The sequence below is a fragment of the Negativicoccus succinicivorans genome (genome assembly GCF_018373335.1).
Classification (GTDB): domain Bacteria; phylum Bacillota; class Negativicutes; order Veillonellales; family Negativicoccaceae; genus Negativicoccus; species Negativicoccus succinicivorans_A.
In genome coordinates this window covers 1-16,473 of sequence record NZ_JAHAHH010000018.1, presented here as the reverse complement: position 1 = coordinate 16,473, position 16,473 = coordinate 1, and the positions used below count along the sequence as shown (strand labels likewise).

The window sequence follows — 16,473 nt, the reverse complement described above, 5'->3', positions numbered from 1 at the left end:
GGGACTTTGCGTTGGCGCGGCGGTAGGTGCCGGCCTGAAAGACTTCGCCACCGGAATGGGTATCGGCTTGGCTTTGGGCGTCGTGATCGAAGGGTTCAACTTTATTGATGAACCGCAAGAGAAAACAGTCGATTCCGCGCCCGCGATGCTCCGTAAATAAAAAAGCCGTCGTCAGACGGTCTTTTTTTGTGCGTGAAATGACATGCGCTTGACATTTGCGCGCGGAAAACGTATAAAAAAGTAAAACTGAAAGGTGAGAAGATGAAAGAGAGATATGTTTGGTTGATTTCCGCCGGCCACGCGTTTACGGATTTAAGTCAGGGCGCGCTGCCGGCGTTGTTGCCGTTTTTGATCGTCGCACATGATTTGAGTTACGCGGCGGCGGCCGGATTGGTGTTCGCGGCGAATTTTTTGTCGTCGATTTTGCAGCCGTTGTTCGGTTGGGTGTCGGACAAATATTCATGGCATTGGCTGATGCCCGCGGGCGTGTTGCTTTCCGGCTGCGCGATGGCGCTGATCGGCGTGTTGAATTCATATTGGTGGATCTTTTTCGCAGTCGCGTTGAGCGGCGTGGGCGTGTCGGCGTTTCACCCGGAAGCGGCGCGCTTGGCGAATTACGCGGCGGGGAAACGCAAGGGCCGCGGGATCAGTATTTTTTCGGTCGGCGGTAATGTCGGTTTCGCGCTCGGTCCGGCGATCGCGACGGCGTCGGTCTTGACCTTCGGTTTGCCGGGCACGCTGGTGCTGGCGGTGTTGGGCGTTTTGATGTCGCTCAGCTTGTGGCGTGAGCAAGGGACGTTTCGCATGCTCGCGGCGTTGCCGGCGCATCGCGGCGCGGAGCGGGAGGAAGTGCACAACGACTGGCCTTCCTTCGGCAAGTTGACGCTGGGCATTTTCGCACGCGCCGTGATGTTTTTCGGTTTGAATACGTTTTTGCCTTTGTACTTTTTACATGTGTTAGGCGAATCGGAAGCGCTCAGCTCGGCGACGCTGACGATTTTCTTCACCGCGGGCGCGGTGGCGACATTGGTTGGCGGGCAAATGGGCGATCGCTACGGTCATTTGAAAATTATTCGCTGGGGATTTTTAGGCTTCGTGCCGATTTTATTTATCTTTTTGCAAATGACTTCGACGCCGCTCGCGCTGGCGATGCTGGTGCCGGTCGGTCTGTTTCTCTTCGCGCCGTACAGTCTGATGGTGCTCTTGGGGCAGGAATATTTGCCGCGGCAGATCGGTTTCGCGGCGGGCGTGACGCTCGGCTTGGGCACGACGATCGGCGGCATTATCGTGCCGCTTTTGGGGATGTTGGCGGATCGTTACGGGATTATGCCGGCGATGTACGTGATCGCGGCGGTCGGCGTCATGGCGGCGCTGGTCGTGCGTTGGTTGCCGGACCCCGCGGCGCGTCAGCAAGTCTTGCGCGCGCGCGAAATTGAGACATCAAGTGACGCGGCGTAGCGGTGAATGGTATAATGAAAAAAAGACGTTACGAAGGAAGGAGCTATTATGAAACTTGCCGAAGCGCTGATTACGCGCAAGGAAATGTATCGCAAATTGAGTCAGCTCGCGGAGCGGATTCAAAAAAATATCATTATTCAGGAAGGTGACGAACCGGTCGAAGATCCGAACGCGCTGATGCCGGAGTTGGAGACGCTTTCGCAGGAGGTTACCGAGCTGGTGCAGCGGATCAACGCGACCAACGCGACAACGCGCCTGGAGAACGGCATGACGATCGCGCAGGCGTTGGCGAAGCGCGATGAATTGATTCGCTTGGCGGGATTTTTCCGTTCGTTCGCCGATACGGGCCGCGAAGGTCAGGTGGAACGTTACTCCAAATCGGAAATCAAACGGGTGTGCACGATTGATGTCGCCGCGACGGAACACAAGGCGGACGCGCTCGCGAAAGACGCCAGAGAGTTGGATATGGCGATCCAGGCGCTGAACTGGCAAGTCGAGTTATAATTTTTTCGGTAATTGTCGAAAGGCGAGTTCAACCACTTACATAGCAGACTGATCCCACTGTCATTTCAAAGTAACGGGATTTCATGATGCTGACATGAGTAAAGTGACAACTTACGTTGACTACCGACGAACTGATTTCGACAATGGGTGGGAACGGGGTGACCGCCGCGCGATGCGCGGCGGTCTTTTATTATGCGCGAAAAAAGCAACGCCCGCGGCTGTCATGCTTGCTGTCTGTTGTCCGCGCGGAAAATTCCCCCGTTTTGTCCAAGAAAAAAGCTCCCTTACGGGAGCTTATTTTACTTTCTCATCAATATCCCAACGGTTGGTCGTGGTCCGCCAGTCGAGATCCGCCTGATCGGCTTGCAACTGATACACTTTGACATCCAGCGTGCGCAAGTGTGCGGTGTGATCATTGACGATGAATTCCAAATTGGTAAGGCGCGCGGGCCCTGTTTGCGACAGTTCATTGACGCGCGCGGTGAGCACTTCGATGCGTTCGTTTTGGATGCTCACGATGTAGCCGAGCGCGAGCGCCAACAGCACCAGCCAAGTGACGGGGCGGCGCAACCACGGGCTTGCCTTGTGTCGCCAATCTTGCAGGCGACGGCGTAATGAGTAGGTAGTCATTTTATTTAAGGGACGATTTAACGGTGACCTTTTGAATGTGATCCTGCGCGAAGTCGAGCCACAATTTCGCGGCGTGCGAGAGGTAGTGGCCTTTGCGCCAGATGACGTAAAGACGATGAATGATCGGTCGTCCCGCGAGCACGTGTACGGAAACATTGGGGTTATTATACGGGCAGAGACGTTTCGGCAAAAGCGCGATGCCCAAGCCGGCGCTGACGGTTTGAATCATGAGTTCGCGCTGACTGGTTTCAAAGACGATTTTCGGCGTAAAGTCCGCGGCTTTGCACTTCGCGATGATTTCATCATGCAAGTTGAAGTCATCGCGATAAAGAACGAAACCGTCGCCGGCGAGATCGGCGAGCGGAATATCGCCAGCGTCCGCGAGCGGGTGATCCTTCGGCAACAGCACGCACACCGGATCTTCCAAAAGGAAGAAGGACTCGTAATCTTTTTTCGGTTCGGTGCAGATAATGCCGAGATCGGTCAAGCCTTCCTGCACGGCGATTTCCACTTTTTTGGAGCCGTATTCGTAGAGCTCGATGTCGATTTGCGGGTACATGCGTTTGAACGCGCCCAAAAGATGCGCGAATACCTGCGCATCGGTAATCGGCGGCAAGCCGATATGAATGGAGCCCTGCTCGAGCTTGAATTCGTTTTCAAAGTCGTTTTTCAAATGTTCGAAAATAAAGACGCTGCGTTTGGCATGGTTCAAAAAAATCGCTCCGGCGTCCGTCAACTCGACCGCTTTGGCGTTGCGCAAAAAGAGCACGACGCCGAGCTCTTCTTCCAGCGCTTTGATGGTGCGGCTGATGGCCGATTGCGAAATATGCAGATGCCGCGCGGCCTTGCTGAAGCTTTTCTGATGCGCGACTTCCGTGAAATATTTTAAATGATGAAAATCCATGCTTGCCTCCTGCGGTTGTTGGTTTGAGTAGAATCGTCTATAATTTCAGTAAACAATGGAAATGAAGCGGAAAGCGACATGTTCCAAAGCGCAAAATCAATTATATGTATGCGTTTTACTCATATCGTGACTTAATCTTACACTGTTTCGTCCCGATTGGCAAGATGAGTGGAGAACAGAAGGGTGGCATGGACATGAACTGGAAAACAATGGACGGCAACACGGCGGCGGCGCACGTTTCGTATTGCTTTACGGAAGTCGCGGGGATTTACCCGATCACGCCGAGCTCGCCGATGGCGGAGCTGGTCGATGATTGGGCGGCGAACGGGCGGAAAAACATGTTCGGTCGGCCGGTGAAAGTGGTCGAGATGCAGTCGGAAGGCGGCGCGGCGGGCATGCTGCACGGCTCTTTGCAGGCGGGCGCGCTGACCACGACATACACGGCTTCGCAGGGCCTTTTACTCATGATTCCGAATCTGTATAAAATGGCGGGCGAATTATTACCCGCCGTGCTGCACGTGGCGGCGCGATCGCTCGCGGCGCACAGTTTGAGCATCTTCGGCGATCATCAGGACGTGATGGCCGCGCGGGCGACCGGTTGCGCGATGCTTTGCGAAGAAGGCGTGCAGGAAGTGATGGATCTGTCGGCGGTCGCGCATTTATCCGCGCTGGAAGGCAGTCTGCCGTTCATCAACTTCTTTGACGGCTTCCGCACGAGTCATGAAATCCAAAAAATTCAAGTGCTCGATGAGGAAGTGCTGGCGGGCTTGGTCAATCAGGAAGCGCTCGCCGCGTTTCGGGCGCGGGCGTTGAGCCCGGATCGGCCGGTGACGCGCGGCACGGCGCAAAATCCGGATATTTATTTCCAAAATCGCGAAGCGTCCAACCGCTACTACCAGGCGATTCCGGAAATCGTCGAGAAATACATGGGCAAGATCAATGAAATCACGGGGCGCGATTACCAACTTTTCAATTACTACGGCGCGCCCGACGCGGAACGTGTCGTGATCGGCATGGGCTCGGTCTGCGATGTCGCCAAAGAGGCGGCGGACATGCTCAATGCTCGCGGTGAAAAAGTGGGCGTGGTCACGGTGCATCTCTACCGTCCGTTTTCGATCAAGCATTTGCTGGCGGCGATTCCCGCGTCAGTCAAAAAAATCGCGGTGCTGGATCGCACCAAAGAGCCGGGCGCGTTCGGCGAGCCGCTGTTTTTGGACGTGGCGGCGGCGGTCGCGCACGCGGGTCGCGCGATCCGCGTGGTCGGCGGTCGTTATGGCTTGAGCTCCAAAGACGTGCTGCCGGAAGATATTTTGGCGGCGTACCATAATTTGACGAAAGAGGAACCGAAACACGGCTTCACGCTCGGCATCATCGATGACGTGACGGAACTTTCGCTCGCGCGCGTCGCGGTCGAACAGGCGCAGGAAACGGAGCATATCGCCTGCAAATTCTGGGGCTTCGGCTCGGACGGTACGGTCGGCGCGAACAAGAGCGCGATCAAAATCATCGGCGACAACACGGACATGTTCGCGCAAGCGTATTTCGCGTACGATTCTAAAAAATCCGGCGGCGTGACGATCTCCCATTTACGTTTCGGCAATACGACTTTGCGTAAACCGTACCTCATTCGCAACGCGTCGTTTATCGCCTGTCATCGTCAGGCGTATGTCTATGAATACGATTTACTGCGCGGTTTGAAAGAGGGCGGCACCTTCCTTTTGAACTGCACCTGGACGCCGGAAGAAATCGAGGCGAAACTGCCGGCGCTCTTGAAACGCAAACTCGCCAAGCAACACGCGAAATTTTATATTATGGACGCGGCGACGATCGCGCGCGAGATCGGTTTGGGCGGCCGCATCAATATGCTGATGCAGGCGGCGTTCTTCGCGCTGACGAAAGTCATTCCGGTGGAGGACGCGGTCCGTCATCTGAAAGATTCTGTCGTGAAAAGTTACGGTCACAAAGGCGACGATATCGTCGCGATGAACTTTGAAGCGATTGACCGCGGCGTCGCCGCGCCGATGGAAGTTCCCGTGCCCGACGCATGGCGGCACGCCGTCGAAGACACGCCCGCGCAAGCCGCCGCGAAGCAACAGCGGCCGCGCTTTATCTGCGAGGTTTGCGACGTGATGAACCGACAGGCGGGCGACGACTTGCCGGTGTCGACCTTCATTGATCGCGCCGACGGCACCTTCCCGGTCGGCACGAGCCAATACGAAAAACGCGCGACCGCCACGATGGTGCCGGAGTGGATTCCGGAACGTTGCATCCAATGCAATCAGTGCGCGTTCGTTTGCCCGCACGCGACGATTCGTCCGATTTTAACCACGGAAGAAGAGGCGGAAGCCGCGCCGGAAGGCTTCATCGTGCGCGATGCGGTCGGCGCCAACGGCATGAAGTTCCGCATCGTCATCTCGCAGGAAGACTGCTACGGTTGCGGTAACTGCGTCGACGTCTGCCCCGCCAAGGGCAAAGCGCTCGTCATGAAACCGATCGAAGAAGAAATCGACAAACAACCCTTGTGGGATTACGCGATGAGCCTGCCGCAAAAACCGAATCCGATGAAAAAGGAAACGGTCAAAGGCAGTCAGTTCGAGCCGACGTATTTTGAATTTTCCGGCGCCTGCTCGGGTTGCGGCGAAACACCGTACATTAAACTCGTCACGCAACTCTTCGGGGACCGCATGCTGATCGCGAACGCCACCGGCTGTTCCAGCATTTACGGCGCCAGCGCGCCGTCGATGCCGTACACGACCAACCAAGACGGCAACGGTCCGGCGTGGGCGAACTCGCTCTTTGAGGACAACGCGGAATTCGGTCTCGGCATGTTCGCCGGCAACGACACCATCCGTGAACGTCTGCGCACGATCGTGGATGATTTCTGTCCGGCGATCAACGATCCGGAACTGTGCGAAGCGCTCGAAGACTGGAGCGCTCATTACATGGAAAGTGAAGGCACGCGCGAACGGGCGGACCGCGTCATCGCGCTCTTGGACGCGCGGGACGACACCAACCCCTATGTGCAAAAATTGCGCTCGTATCGCGACTTCTTCCTCAAACGTTCGCAATGGATTTTCGGCGGCGACGGCTGGGCCTATGATATCGGCTTCGGCGGTTTGGATCACGTGCTCGCGTCGGGCAATGACGTGAATGTGCTCGTGCTCGATACGGAAGTCTACTCCAACACCGGCGGTCAGTCGTCGAAAGCGACGCCGACGGCGGCCATCGCCAAATTCTCCGCGGGCGGCAAGACATCGCGGAAAAAAGATCTCGGCATGATGGCGATGAGCTACGGTTACATTTACGTGGCGCAAATCGCGATGGGCGCGAACCGCAATCAAGCCTTGAAAGCGATCGCGGAGGCGGAAGCCTACCCCGGACCGTCATTGATCATCGCGTACTCGCCCTGTATCGCGCACGGCTTGAAAGCCGGCATGGGCATGACGCAGGAAGAATCGCGGCGCGCGGTGTCGTGCGGCTACTGGTGCAACTACCGCTTCGATCCGAGCCGAATCAAAAAAGGACTGAACCCGATGCAGATCGATTCGCGCGAACCGACCGAAAATTTCCGCGATTTCCTGATGGGCGAAGTGCGCTTCTCGGCGCTGGAAAAACTTTTCCCGGAAAAAGCGCAGGAACTTTTCGCGAAAACCGAACTCGACGCGCGGATTCGTCGGCGCAGCTATTTGCGCCTGAAAGAATCTTGGGCGACCAACCTCGAAGAGGAAAAAGCGAGACTCGCGGACGCCGTGCAGCAGACGCACAAGCCGACGGATGAAATTCAATACGAGGTGGAAAAAAACATTTCCGCTAAAGAACGCGCGGAAAAAGTCAAAGCCGCCATGGAACAAATCTGAATATACAACAAAAAAGACCGCAGCGGCGGTCTTTTTTGGCGCGTTAATCAGCATGGTATAATAAAGAAAATTCAATCGATCAGAGGACTTGGGACAGCATTATGGATCAGACAAGCATTCAAAACAAAATCAAAAACGCGCGACACGCGCTCGTTCTTTTGCCGATGGCGTTGGGTGATTTTACCTATTGGCAGTTGGTCTTGCGCGCGTTCGTTGAGCAATATCCGCAGTTGCAGTTGGACTTGATGCCGGACGAATATTTTATCAACACGCGTTTTCATAGGGGACCGGGTGCGCTCGTCAATCCGATCATCTGCGATTGGGCGGCGCAAACGGGCATTTTCCATGATGTGTACGCGGATCTCTATACGGGAGATTCGGAGGCGGCGTTGGCGCGCGCGAAAAAAGTCGGCTACGATGTCGTCTTTGTCATGTCGAGTCGTGGCCGCTTGCTCGTTGCGGAGGCGGCGCGCACGTTATTCCCGCAAGCGGCGATTGTCTCATGGTCGTTGCGCGAACGCTGGTTTAAATTTGGCGCGGATCGGCGACGGTTTGCAAAGGCCGTCGATTTTATCGTGCCGGAAAATCCGCAACGATTTAAAAAAATCATTCAAAATTACAATTACTTTTTCCAAACGGTGGCGCGGATGCCGACGTACGATTGGGCGGAGCGGGCGGCACTGAGCGTGCCGGAAGAGGCGTTAGAACGCGCGCGCCGTTGGCGTGAGGAGCGAGGCGTCGCGGAAACGGCACCGCTTTACTTCATCAACCCGTTCGCGAAAAATAAAAAACGCACGTGGCCGTTGCCGAAAGTGGCGGCGCTAATCCGCGCACTCAGCGAGCGACCGGAATTTCAACAGACGGTTTTTCTGATCAACGGTTTACCGAGCGATCAGGACACGATTGCGGCGCTGGTACGCGACGAGCGGTTACCGCGCACCTACGGCTTCACGGCGGACCAAGGCTTTTGGGACTTGCCGGCGATGCTTGCGCACAGTCGTCTGATCATTTCCGTGGAAACGGCGATCATGCATATCGTGTCGCTTTTGCACCGACCGCAAATTATTCTGATGCGCCTGAAAAATCCCGAATGGGTACCGGTCAATGAAAAGGAACTCCGTATTATTTGGAACCGCAAACGGCGTCACCATATCGAAGATATCGAAGTCGCGGAAGTAGTCGAAGAAATTATAAATGCGCAATAAAAAATCCCCCCCCAGGGGGATTTTTTTATCGGGTCTTGGTGACTTCCTCCGCGGCTTGGTTCAGCAGGGCGGCGAGTTCTTTGCGTTTGGTCGCGTCGAATGTCGTATACAACATTTTCGGCGTAAACTTGCCGTGTTTTCTGCGTTCCTGTCGCTTGTGGAGACTGTAATGCCAGCGCCGTAAGGTGCGCATGATGACACTTCCGGAACGAATATATTCTTTCGCTTCGTTCATGACAAAGTGGTAATGCGGCTTCTTGAGCGATCCCCAACGTTGCCAGCAGTGGTTGGGTTCGCAGCCGAAGACGCCGACGACGGGCGTGCCTTGCGTCCACGCCAAATGGAAGGTGCCGGTGGACGGTCCGAGGAAAAGGTCGCAACGCTGAATGACGGCGGCCGCATGGAAAATCGAGCGATGATTGGCGAAAATCGTCGCCGGTTTTTGCAGACGGTCATTGATCGCTTGGCAAAAAGCGTATTCATCAAAGGGCAAATGCATATCTATTGAAATATCACGCGGCGCCTGCTTCGGGCGATAGCAACCGAGTAAAATCGTCCAGTCGGGATGGGCGTCCTGAAAGTCCTGCAATACCTGCGCCCATGCTTCAATCGGTAAGGTCAGACCGGAACCGCCCGTAGCGGGACTGACGAAAAGCGCGGGCGAGGTAACGGCTTCACGCGCCCAAAATTCCGCCGCCGTCGCTTTTTCCTCCGCCGTCAGCGGAATGGTGAAGTCGTCCGTGCGCGCGTTATAGTAACGCTCCGCATCAACATGCTCCAAGATCTCCAACGTGTATTCCGCTTCATGTTGCATTTTGTCTAAATTATTATAGTGAAAACGATTTTGGACAAAGCCTTGCGGATATACGTCTTGATTATGATGTGAGTTGCGCTGAATCCCCATCTTGTACGGTATATTGAGCTCCAGAATTATCTCCGACGCCGGACGAAAATCTTGCAACGAAATCAACATGTCGTAATGGCGTTCATTTAACAATTTCACAAGCTCGTCATGCGCATACTCATTGGCGCAAAGAATCTCATCGGCCGAGTGAATGCGTTCGATAATCGGGCGCGTATACGTGTTGGCAAGCGCCGTGATTTCCGCGTCGGGATACATGCGCCGAAGCGTACGAAACGACGGCACGGTCAACAACGCATCGCCGATTTTATCCATGCGGATGGCAAGAATTTTCATATCTGCTCCTTATAATAGAAAGAAAATATTATATTTATAGTATTATACCACGCAAAAAAGACCGTCGAGCGACGGTCTTTTCGTTATCGGGAGGAACGTTTGCCGCGCGACGCGCCGCGTTTGCGTTCGTTCTTCGGCGCGGCTTTACGGCGTTGGCGAAGGTTGCTGCCGGCATGCTGTTGCTTGTGCTCTTTGTCCTTGGTCGGTTTGTATTGACCGGGCAGGACTACTTTGCGACGACCGGCGCGCGGTTTCTTGATTTTCACATTGCCTTCGTGATCGTATTTCACCAGCGGCTGCTCGATGCGCGCTTCAATGCGGCGCAGTTTGCCGATGTCGCGCGAGGTGACATAGCTGACGGCCATGCCGGTGGCGCCGGCGCGACCGGTGCGGCCGATGCGATGAATGTAGTAGTCGGTATCGCCGGGGATATCGTAGTTGAATACATGGGTGACGCCTTCCACGTCAATGCCGCGCGCGGCGATATCGGACGCGACGAGGTAGGCGATGCGGCCTTTGGCGAATTCGCGCAGAATGCGGTTGCGCGCGCTTTGGGGCAGGTTGCCGTGCAATTCTTCGACGGATAAATGCGTCGCCAAGAGTTCGCGCGTCAGTTCCGCGGCGCGATCTTTCGTGTTGCAAAAGATCACGGCTAAAAACGGATTCATTTCACGCAAATGACGGATCAGAAGGTCCGTTTTTTCTTCTTCTTTTACCATGTAGACGCGCTGTTCAATCGTGTCCAAGACGAGGCGTCCCGCGCCGGCGGCGAGTTGCGCCGGTTTTTGCATGGCGGTTTTGGCGAGGTTGCGAATTTCTTTTGGCAAGGTGGCGGAAAAGAGCAGCAGTTGCCGCGAGCGCGCCACGGCGTTTAAGATGGTGCGAACGTCTTGTAAAAAGCCCATGGCGAGCATCTGATCGGCTTCGTCCAAAACGATTTGCCGGACCGAAATCAAAGTCAGGGCGTCACGGCGGTAATGGTCGAGAATGCGCCCGGGCGTGCCGATGACGAGTTGCGGACGGCGTTTGAGTTTGGCGAGTTGGTTTTCGAGCGTTTGGCCGCCGGTGATGGAGACCATGTCGACGCCGACCGCGTCGGCGAGCGGCCGCGCGACGTCGGCGATTTGCCGCGCGAGTTCGCGCGTCGGGGTGATGATCAGCGCCTGTTCCTTGGCTTCGTCCGGTCGAATGCGTTGCAAAATGGGCAACAAAAAGGCGAGCGTTTTTCCCGTGCCGGTACGGCTTTGGGCGAGTATGTCGCGACCTTTGAATACGGTCGGGATCGCTTGCACTTGAATTTCCGTCGGTGTCGTGATGCCGCGTTTGGTCAATACGTCGGCGAGTTCGGGTGTCACTCCCAAACCGGTAAATGTGGGCATAATTTTCTCCTTCTAAGTCGTCGAAGACGACAAGACAATTTTATAACGATGAATTTGCTTTTATTATAGCATGCGGCGCCGCCGTTTCGCCCGCGCGTTCGCGGCCGTTCGACAGAAACGCGAGCGCTTGACAGCGTACGGGAGAAACGTTCTCAGAGAGGTATCATTTTCTTGTCATCGTTTATTAGAAACGAGATAGTATAATACACGAAAAGGAGTTATGATGAAACGCAATTGGCTGATCCGCACAACTTGGTTTTGGCTGTTGGCGAGTGTTCCCTCGCTGGCGGTATACCTTTGGAATCCCCAAGCGACGGGGTACTTCTTTTTGGTGTTCGCGTTTTGCGGCTGGTTCGGTCCGCTCGTTGTCGATCTGGTCGGACGACCGGCGGCGCGTTTTCGGCACGCGGTAGTGTACACGCTGTGGTGGATTTGCCAAATGGCTTTTGTGGCGGGCGCGATGATGGCGGCGGAAGAAAGCATCATCCATGTTGAAAGCGTAGCGGCGGCGCTCGGCAAGGCAGGAATTCTCGCGCTGCTGCAGTTCGCGTTGGTGTTGGCGGTGGAAGCGTTGACGCAGCTGGTGTTGGCGGGGTATCAAAAGTTGCGCGGCTTCGCGCGTGACTACGCCGCCTGCGCTTTTTTCCTCGCTTGGATTCCGAATCTGTTGCCGCTGGCGTATTTCGGCGGTTTTGAATTGTTTCGTTACTACCGCGCGGCGGAGCCGTACGCGATGACGGTGTTGCTCGGCTTTTTGGCGCTCATCGCCTGGACGCGCATGGGCGAGATTCTGCTGGCGGCGTTTGTTTTTCCGGCCGTCTTTTTCGTCGGTCAAGTGGGAGAACGAACGCCCCGCGCGCTGCTGGCGACGATCGGCACCGTGATCTACCTCGGCTTGCGTTGGCTGGCGGATTATTGGCTTTTGCAGTCGCCGGAAATCATCCCGGGAAACAGTCTTTTATACAGTTACGCGGCGCCCGCGGTTGTCGATTTTATCATCGTGGCCATGGCGGTCGCGGTCGTTCGTTGCGTGCTTCATTACCAAGCACGAGCGGCCGGCGATTATCGCTCCGTTTGAAACATTTCACCGACCCGGCTTCGCGCGCGCGAAGCCCTTTTTATTTGCCCTTGTAAGGTTTTTAGTATACAATACATAGATGAATATTTGTCCCCCGAGGCGGGGATTACATAATAGATTAGGATACAGAAGGAGGCACATTTATGTGCGGTATTGTCGGCTATGTGGGATTTCAGGACGCGGCGTCGTTTTTAATTGACGGTTTGCGTAAATTGGAATACCGCGGCTATGATTCGGCGGGGATTGCCTGCTATGAAAACGGGAAGATTGAGATTCGTAAAAAAGTAGGCGGCATCGCGAATTTGGAATCCTACCTCGAATCGCATCCCGTTCACGGGCAGATCGGTATCGGCCATACGCGTTGGGCGACGCACGGACGCCCGTCGGATGTCAACGCGCATCCGCACGGCGACGCGGAAAACCGTTTTGTCGTCGTGCACAACGGCATTATTGAAAATTTCATGGAACTGAAACGCGACCTCATCGCCAAAGGGCATGTTTTCGTTTCCGAAACGGATACGGAAGTGATCGCGCATTTGCTGGCGGATTTACATGATGGCGATTTTTTGTCGACTGTGCAAAAAATGTTGGACGTGGTTGACGGTTCCTATTCGCTGGCGGTGATGGACCGCGACGAACCGGACAAACTGATTTGCACGAAAAAGGATAATCCGCTGATCGTCGGGCTCGGCGACGGTGAAAATTTCATCGCGTCGGATATTCCCGCGATCATTAATGTAACGCGCGATATTTACATCTTAAATGACGGTGAAATCGCCACCGTGACGGCGGACAGCGTGCGCGTGATCGATCGGGAAGGGCGTCCGATTGATAAAAAAGTGCACCATGTGGACTGGTCGGCGGAAGCGGCGGAAAAAGGCGGCTACGAACATTTCATGTTGAAAGAAATCAACGAGCAGCCCAAAGCGATCCGCGACACCATGGCGATGCACGTTCATAAAGAAGATCAGTCGGTGTACTTTGATGAACTCGGCTGGACGAAAGACGACCTGCAACAGGTCAATAAGATTTTAATCACGGCCTGCGGTACGGCGTACCACGCGGGACTCGTAGCGAAATATTACATCGAACAGATCGCGCGCATTCCGGTCGAAGTGGATATCGCGTCGGAGTACCGGTATCGCGATCCGTTGACGGATGAAAACACGTTCTGCATCGTGATCAGCCAATCGGGCGAAACGAGCGATACGCTGGCGGCGCTGAAAGAAGCGAAACGCCGCGGCGCGAAGAGCCTCGCCGTGACCAATACGGTAGGTTCGTCGATCGCGCGTGAAGCGGACGCGGTGGTGTATACGGTCGCCGGTCCGGAAATTTCGGTCGCGTCCACCAAAGCGTACACGACGCAGCTGGTGGCGTTGCTGTTGCTCGCGGTGTACTTCGGACGGATCAACGAAAATCTGTCCCGCGAGGAAGAAAAAGCGATTGTTTCCGCGCTCATCGAGGCGCCGGAAAAATGCCACGAAATTTTTGAAAATACGGAAATGATCAAGACCTTCGCCAAACATTACGGTTTCGCGGAAGACGTGTTCTTCATCGGCCGTTCGATCGACTACGCGGTCGCCATGGAAGGCGCGCTCAAGCTCAAAGAGATCTCCTACATTCACGCGGAGGCCTATGCCGGCGGCGAACTCAAGCACGGCACGTTGGCGCTGGTGGTGCAGGGCACGCCGATCATCGCGATCGTAACGCAGGATCATGTACGGGAAAAAATGTTCAGCAATATCCAGGAAGTCAGCGCGCGCGAAGCCATCGTGATCGGCATCGGTTATGACGACGACGCCGAACTCGATCATTTCGTGAAACACGCGATTCGCATTCCGCGCACGCATCGTTTCGTCGCGCCGATTTTATCCGTGATACCGTTGCAGTTGTTGGCGTACTACGCGGCGATTACGCGCGGCACGAATGTCGATAAACCGCGCAACCTCGCGAAATCCGTTACCGTCGAATAAGGCAAGCGACAGAAAGGAACGTTATGGATACTATTTTTTCGGGCATTCAGCCCAGCGGTAATCTCACGCTCGGGAACTACCTCGGCGCGTTGAAAAATTTTATTCCGTTTCAGGACACGCATGAATGCTACTATTGCGTTGTCAATCAGCACGCGATCACGGCGCCGCAGGATCCCAAAATGCTGCACGAGCGCACCAACCAGTTGGCGGCCTTGTACCTGGCGGCGGGGATTGATCCCCATAAGGCGACGCTGTTCGTTCAGTCGGAAGTGCCGGAACACGCGCTTTTGGGCTGGATGATGATTACCTTGGCCTATGTCGGCGAGATGGAACGCATGACGCAGTATAAAGACAAGGCGAAAAAACAGGGCGAATCCATTCCGTTCGGTTTGATGGCGTATCCCGCGCTTATGGTGGCGGATATTTTGCTGTACCAGGCGAAACTCGTGCCGGTCGGCGAAGACCAGCGCCAGCATATGGAACTCACGCGCACGATGGCGGAACGTTTTAACCAACGTTACGGGGAAGTGTTCACCGTGCCGGAAATGTTTACGCCGAAAGGCGGCGCGCGCGTCATGAGCTTGCAGGAACCGACGTCGAAAATGAGCAAATCGGACGACAATCAGACGGCGACGATCTATCTTTTGGACGATGACGACGCGATCGCGCACAAAATCAAACGGGCGCAGACGGACAGTGAAAACTCGATCCGTTACGATCGGGAAAACAAACCGGGCGTGTCCAATTTGCTTTCCATTCACGCGGCGATTTCGGGTAAAACCTTTGCTGAACTCGAAACGCATTACGCGGGGCAAGGTTACGGCACATTGAAAAAAGATGTCGCGGACCTCGTCGTCGGCGAATTGCGACCGTTGCGCGAACGCTATGAAGAGCTTTCGGGCAGTCCCGAACTCGACGCGATTTTGACGGCGGGCGCGGAAAAAGCGCATGCCAAAGCGCGTGAAACTTACGAAAAAGCCATTCGGGCGATGGGACTCTATCGCTGATGATTATGAAAAAAGACGCTGCGGCGTCTTTTTTTGTGCGCGAAAAAATTTCACATCGGGCGTTGCGTTTTCGCGTTGGCCGCAATGTAGTAGGTGAGCGCGGGAGAAAGGAGGTCCGATGACAAGACAGGAATGGTATCGCTGGTTGATCTGGTTGTTGAGTGAAATTTTACGTCGACTGTATGCCGAAGCGCATACGGAAAGCGAGTCATGAGTGTTTGGTGGTTGAACCCGGGGCATGCCTTGCACGGCGTGCCCGATCCGGGCGCCGTCGCCGCTGACGGCACGCGGGAAGCCGATGTCGTAGCGGTAATCGCGGCGGCGATCGCGGCGGGTTTACGCGCGCGGGGAGAACAAGTCACCGTGCGGCAGGATGACGATCTTGCCGCGGTAGTTGCGGCCGCCAACGCGGCGGGAGCGAACCGTTTTCTCTCCATTCACGCCAATGCCGCTGCGACGCCTGAGGCGCACGGCGCGGAAGTTTTTATCCACCCGCAGGCCGCCGCACCGACGCGACTTTGGGCGGAATGCATAGTTCGCCGCGGCGGTGAGCGCGGTCGTTATTTTCGCCATGACGACACGTTGTACCGCACCGCCGATTTCGCGGTGTTACGCGAAACGGTCATGCCCGCGGTATTGGTGGAAACCGGTTTTCTGACGAACGACGTCGAGCGCGCCTGGTTGAAAACCGACGCGGCCGCCTGGTGGACGGACGTTATTTTGGCAAGTTATTGAGTATTCCTCCCGCGCATTATTTCTTATTTTTTCAAAACGAGGTGAAATGAATGGCATTACAGAAAGAAACGGTAGCACGGCGCCTGGCCCTGCGCGTGCAGTACACGGATGATAAGGGCGCGGAAAAATTCCGCAATCTGTCCTTCGCGCATGTCGCGCAGGACGCTACGGACGAACACATTTACGCCGCCGGCAAAGCGCTGGCGGGACTGCAATCCAAGCCGCTCGATCGTGTCGCTAAAATCGAAACGATCGTTTACACGGACGGCGAATAAGGTAACGAAGGAGGAATTTCATGAAGACATTGCAAATGATTTTCACGGCGGGAAGTACGACCGGAACGCTCAGTCTGCGTGAGCCGAAAGACGGCTTGACGCTCGCTGCGGTGCAGGCGGTCGCGCAAAAAATCGCGGCCGACGGCGTATTCGCCGACGCGAACGGAAAGTATTCGGAATTTGTGAAAGCGCAAATGATCGAACGCACGGTGACCGAACTCGCATAACGGCCACACACAAAGGACATGCTTACGGGCATGTCCTTTTTTC

General features: G+C 55.4%; 14 protein-coding genes. 10 read left to right on the top strand and 4 right to left on the bottom strand.

What is annotated here, in order from left to right:
• Positions 1 to 261 precede the first annotated feature (261 nt).
• Both KH813_RS02525 and KH813_RS02520 read left to right on the top strand, forming a co-directional pair.
• Positions 262 to 1,458: an MFS transporter gene (locus KH813_RS02525; RefSeq protein ID WP_303992816.1), complete on the top strand. Its 1,197-nt coding sequence runs from the start codon at positions 262 to 264 to the stop codon at positions 1,456 to 1,458.
• 48 nt (positions 1,459 to 1,506) lie between these two features.
• Complete coding sequence (locus KH813_RS02520) at positions 1,507 to 1,962, top strand: DIP1984 family protein (RefSeq protein ID WP_303992814.1); 456 nt, start codon at positions 1,507 to 1,509, stop codon at positions 1,960 to 1,962.
• A 294-nt stretch (positions 1,963 to 2,256) separates the two neighbouring features.
• On the opposite strand, the gene KH813_RS02515 is transcribed toward KH813_RS02520, so the two are convergent.
• Positions 2,257 to 2,592 (bottom strand): hypothetical protein, encoded by a 336-nt coding sequence (locus KH813_RS02515; RefSeq protein WP_159823076.1) that lies wholly within the window; start codon positions 2,590 to 2,592, stop codon positions 2,257 to 2,259.
• Position 2,593: 1 nt separating this feature from the next.
• Entirely contained in the window at positions 2,594 to 3,496 is a 903-nt protein-coding gene (locus KH813_RS02510; protein ID WP_303992810.1) for a LysR family transcriptional regulator, read from the bottom strand.
• Positions 3,497 to 3,684: 188 nt separating this feature from the next.
• Here KH813_RS02510 and nifJ point away from each other — a divergent pair, with 188 nt between their 5' ends.
• Together nifJ and KH813_RS02500 are read left to right on the top strand one after the other, a co-directional pair.
• The gene (gene nifJ / locus KH813_RS02505) at positions 3,685 to 7,353 is read left to right on the top strand and encodes a pyruvate:ferredoxin (flavodoxin) oxidoreductase (protein ID WP_303992808.1); all 3,669 of its coding nucleotides are present in this window, start codon (positions 3,685 to 3,687) and stop codon (positions 7,351 to 7,353) included.
• A 101-nt stretch (positions 7,354 to 7,454) separates the two neighbouring features.
• Positions 7,455 to 8,558 carry a glycosyltransferase family 9 protein gene (locus KH813_RS02500; RefSeq protein ID WP_303992807.1) on the top strand — a complete coding sequence of 368 codons (1,104 nt, stop codon included), beginning with the start codon at positions 7,455 to 7,457 and terminating at the stop codon, positions 8,556 to 8,558.
• A gap of 25 nt (positions 8,559 to 8,583) precedes the next feature.
• On the opposite strand, the gene KH813_RS02495 is transcribed toward KH813_RS02500, so the two are convergent.
• Both KH813_RS02495 and KH813_RS02490 read right to left on the bottom strand, forming a co-directional pair.
• Positions 8,584 to 9,756: a glycosyltransferase family 9 protein gene (locus KH813_RS02495; RefSeq protein WP_303992805.1), complete on the bottom strand. Its 1,173-nt coding sequence runs from the start codon at positions 9,754 to 9,756 to the stop codon at positions 8,584 to 8,586.
• Positions 9,757 to 9,839: 83 nt separating this feature from the next.
• The gene (locus KH813_RS02490; RefSeq protein WP_303992803.1) at positions 9,840 to 11,135 is read right to left on the bottom strand and encodes a DEAD/DEAH box helicase; all 1,296 of its coding nucleotides are present in this window, start codon (positions 11,133 to 11,135) and stop codon (positions 9,840 to 9,842) included.
• A gap of 220 nt (positions 11,136 to 11,355) precedes the next feature.
• Between KH813_RS02490 and KH813_RS02485 the strand changes: the two genes are divergently transcribed.
• The 6 genes from KH813_RS02485 to KH813_RS02460 all read left to right on the top strand — a co-directional run bounded on the left by KH813_RS02485 (position 11,356) and on the right by KH813_RS02460 (position 16,430).
• A complete protein-coding gene (locus tag KH813_RS02485; RefSeq protein ID WP_303992802.1) occupies positions 11,356 to 12,213 on the top strand; it encodes a hypothetical protein in 858 nt (285 codons plus the stop codon).
• A 143-nt stretch (positions 12,214 to 12,356) separates the two neighbouring features.
• Complete coding sequence (glmS, locus tag KH813_RS02480; RefSeq protein ID WP_303992800.1) at positions 12,357 to 14,186, top strand: glutamine--fructose-6-phosphate transaminase (isomerizing); 1,830 nt, start codon at positions 12,357 to 12,359, stop codon at positions 14,184 to 14,186.
• Between the two features lie 23 nt (positions 14,187 to 14,209).
• The gene (trpS, locus tag KH813_RS02475; RefSeq protein ID WP_303992798.1) at positions 14,210 to 15,193 is read left to right on the top strand and encodes a tryptophan--tRNA ligase; all 984 of its coding nucleotides are present in this window, start codon (positions 14,210 to 14,212) and stop codon (positions 15,191 to 15,193) included.
• A 210-nt stretch (positions 15,194 to 15,403) separates the two neighbouring features.
• Positions 15,404 to 15,928, top strand: coding sequence for an N-acetylmuramoyl-L-alanine amidase (locus KH813_RS02470; protein WP_303992796.1), 525 nt, complete (start codon positions 15,404 to 15,406; stop codon positions 15,926 to 15,928).
• Positions 15,929 to 15,978: 50 nt separating this feature from the next.
• Positions 15,979 to 16,203 (top strand): DUF1659 domain-containing protein, encoded by a 225-nt coding sequence (locus KH813_RS02465; RefSeq protein ID WP_034437347.1) that lies wholly within the window; start codon positions 15,979 to 15,981, stop codon positions 16,201 to 16,203.
• A 20-nt stretch (positions 16,204 to 16,223) separates the two neighbouring features.
• Positions 16,224 to 16,430 carry a DUF2922 domain-containing protein gene (locus KH813_RS02460; RefSeq protein ID WP_303989715.1) on the top strand — a complete coding sequence of 69 codons (207 nt, stop codon included), beginning with the start codon at positions 16,224 to 16,226 and terminating at the stop codon, positions 16,428 to 16,430.
• Positions 16,431 to 16,473 lie beyond the last annotated feature (43 nt).

Excerpts from the sequence above, each read along its gene's own strand:
- KH813_RS02525 (WP_303992816.1), top strand. The coding sequence starts at position 262 with ATGAAAGAGAGATATGTTTGGTTGATTTCCGCCGGCCACGCGTTTACG.
- KH813_RS02520 (WP_303992814.1), top strand. The coding sequence starts at position 1,507 with ATGAAACTTGCCGAAGCGCTGATTACGCGCAAGGAAATGTATCGCAAA.
- KH813_RS02515 (WP_159823076.1), bottom strand. The coding sequence starts at position 2,592 with ATGACTACCTACTCATTACGCCGTCGCCTGCAAGATTGGCGACACAAG.
- KH813_RS02510 (WP_303992810.1), bottom strand. The coding sequence starts at position 3,496 with ATGGATTTTCATCATTTAAAATATTTCACGGAAGTCGCGCATCAGAAA.
- nifJ (WP_303992808.1), top strand. The coding sequence starts at position 3,685 with ATGGACATGAACTGGAAAACAATGGACGGCAACACGGCGGCGGCGCAC.
- KH813_RS02500 (WP_303992807.1), top strand. The coding sequence starts at position 7,455 with ATGGATCAGACAAGCATTCAAAACAAAATCAAAAACGCGCGACACGCG.
- KH813_RS02495 (WP_303992805.1), bottom strand. The coding sequence starts at position 9,756 with ATGAAAATTCTTGCCATCCGCATGGATAAAATCGGCGATGCGTTGTTG.
- KH813_RS02490 (WP_303992803.1), bottom strand. The coding sequence starts at position 11,135 with ATGCCCACATTTACCGGTTTGGGAGTGACACCCGAACTCGCCGACGTA.
- KH813_RS02485 (WP_303992802.1), top strand. The coding sequence starts at position 11,356 with ATGATGAAACGCAATTGGCTGATCCGCACAACTTGGTTTTGGCTGTTG.
- glmS (WP_303992800.1), top strand. The coding sequence starts at position 12,357 with ATGTGCGGTATTGTCGGCTATGTGGGATTTCAGGACGCGGCGTCGTTT.
- trpS (WP_303992798.1), top strand. The coding sequence starts at position 14,210 with ATGGATACTATTTTTTCGGGCATTCAGCCCAGCGGTAATCTCACGCTC.
- KH813_RS02470 (WP_303992796.1), top strand. The coding sequence starts at position 15,404 with ATGAGTGTTTGGTGGTTGAACCCGGGGCATGCCTTGCACGGCGTGCCC.
- KH813_RS02465 (WP_034437347.1), top strand. The coding sequence starts at position 15,979 with ATGGCATTACAGAAAGAAACGGTAGCACGGCGCCTGGCCCTGCGCGTG.
- KH813_RS02460 (WP_303989715.1), top strand. The coding sequence starts at position 16,224 with ATGAAGACATTGCAAATGATTTTCACGGCGGGAAGTACGACCGGAACG.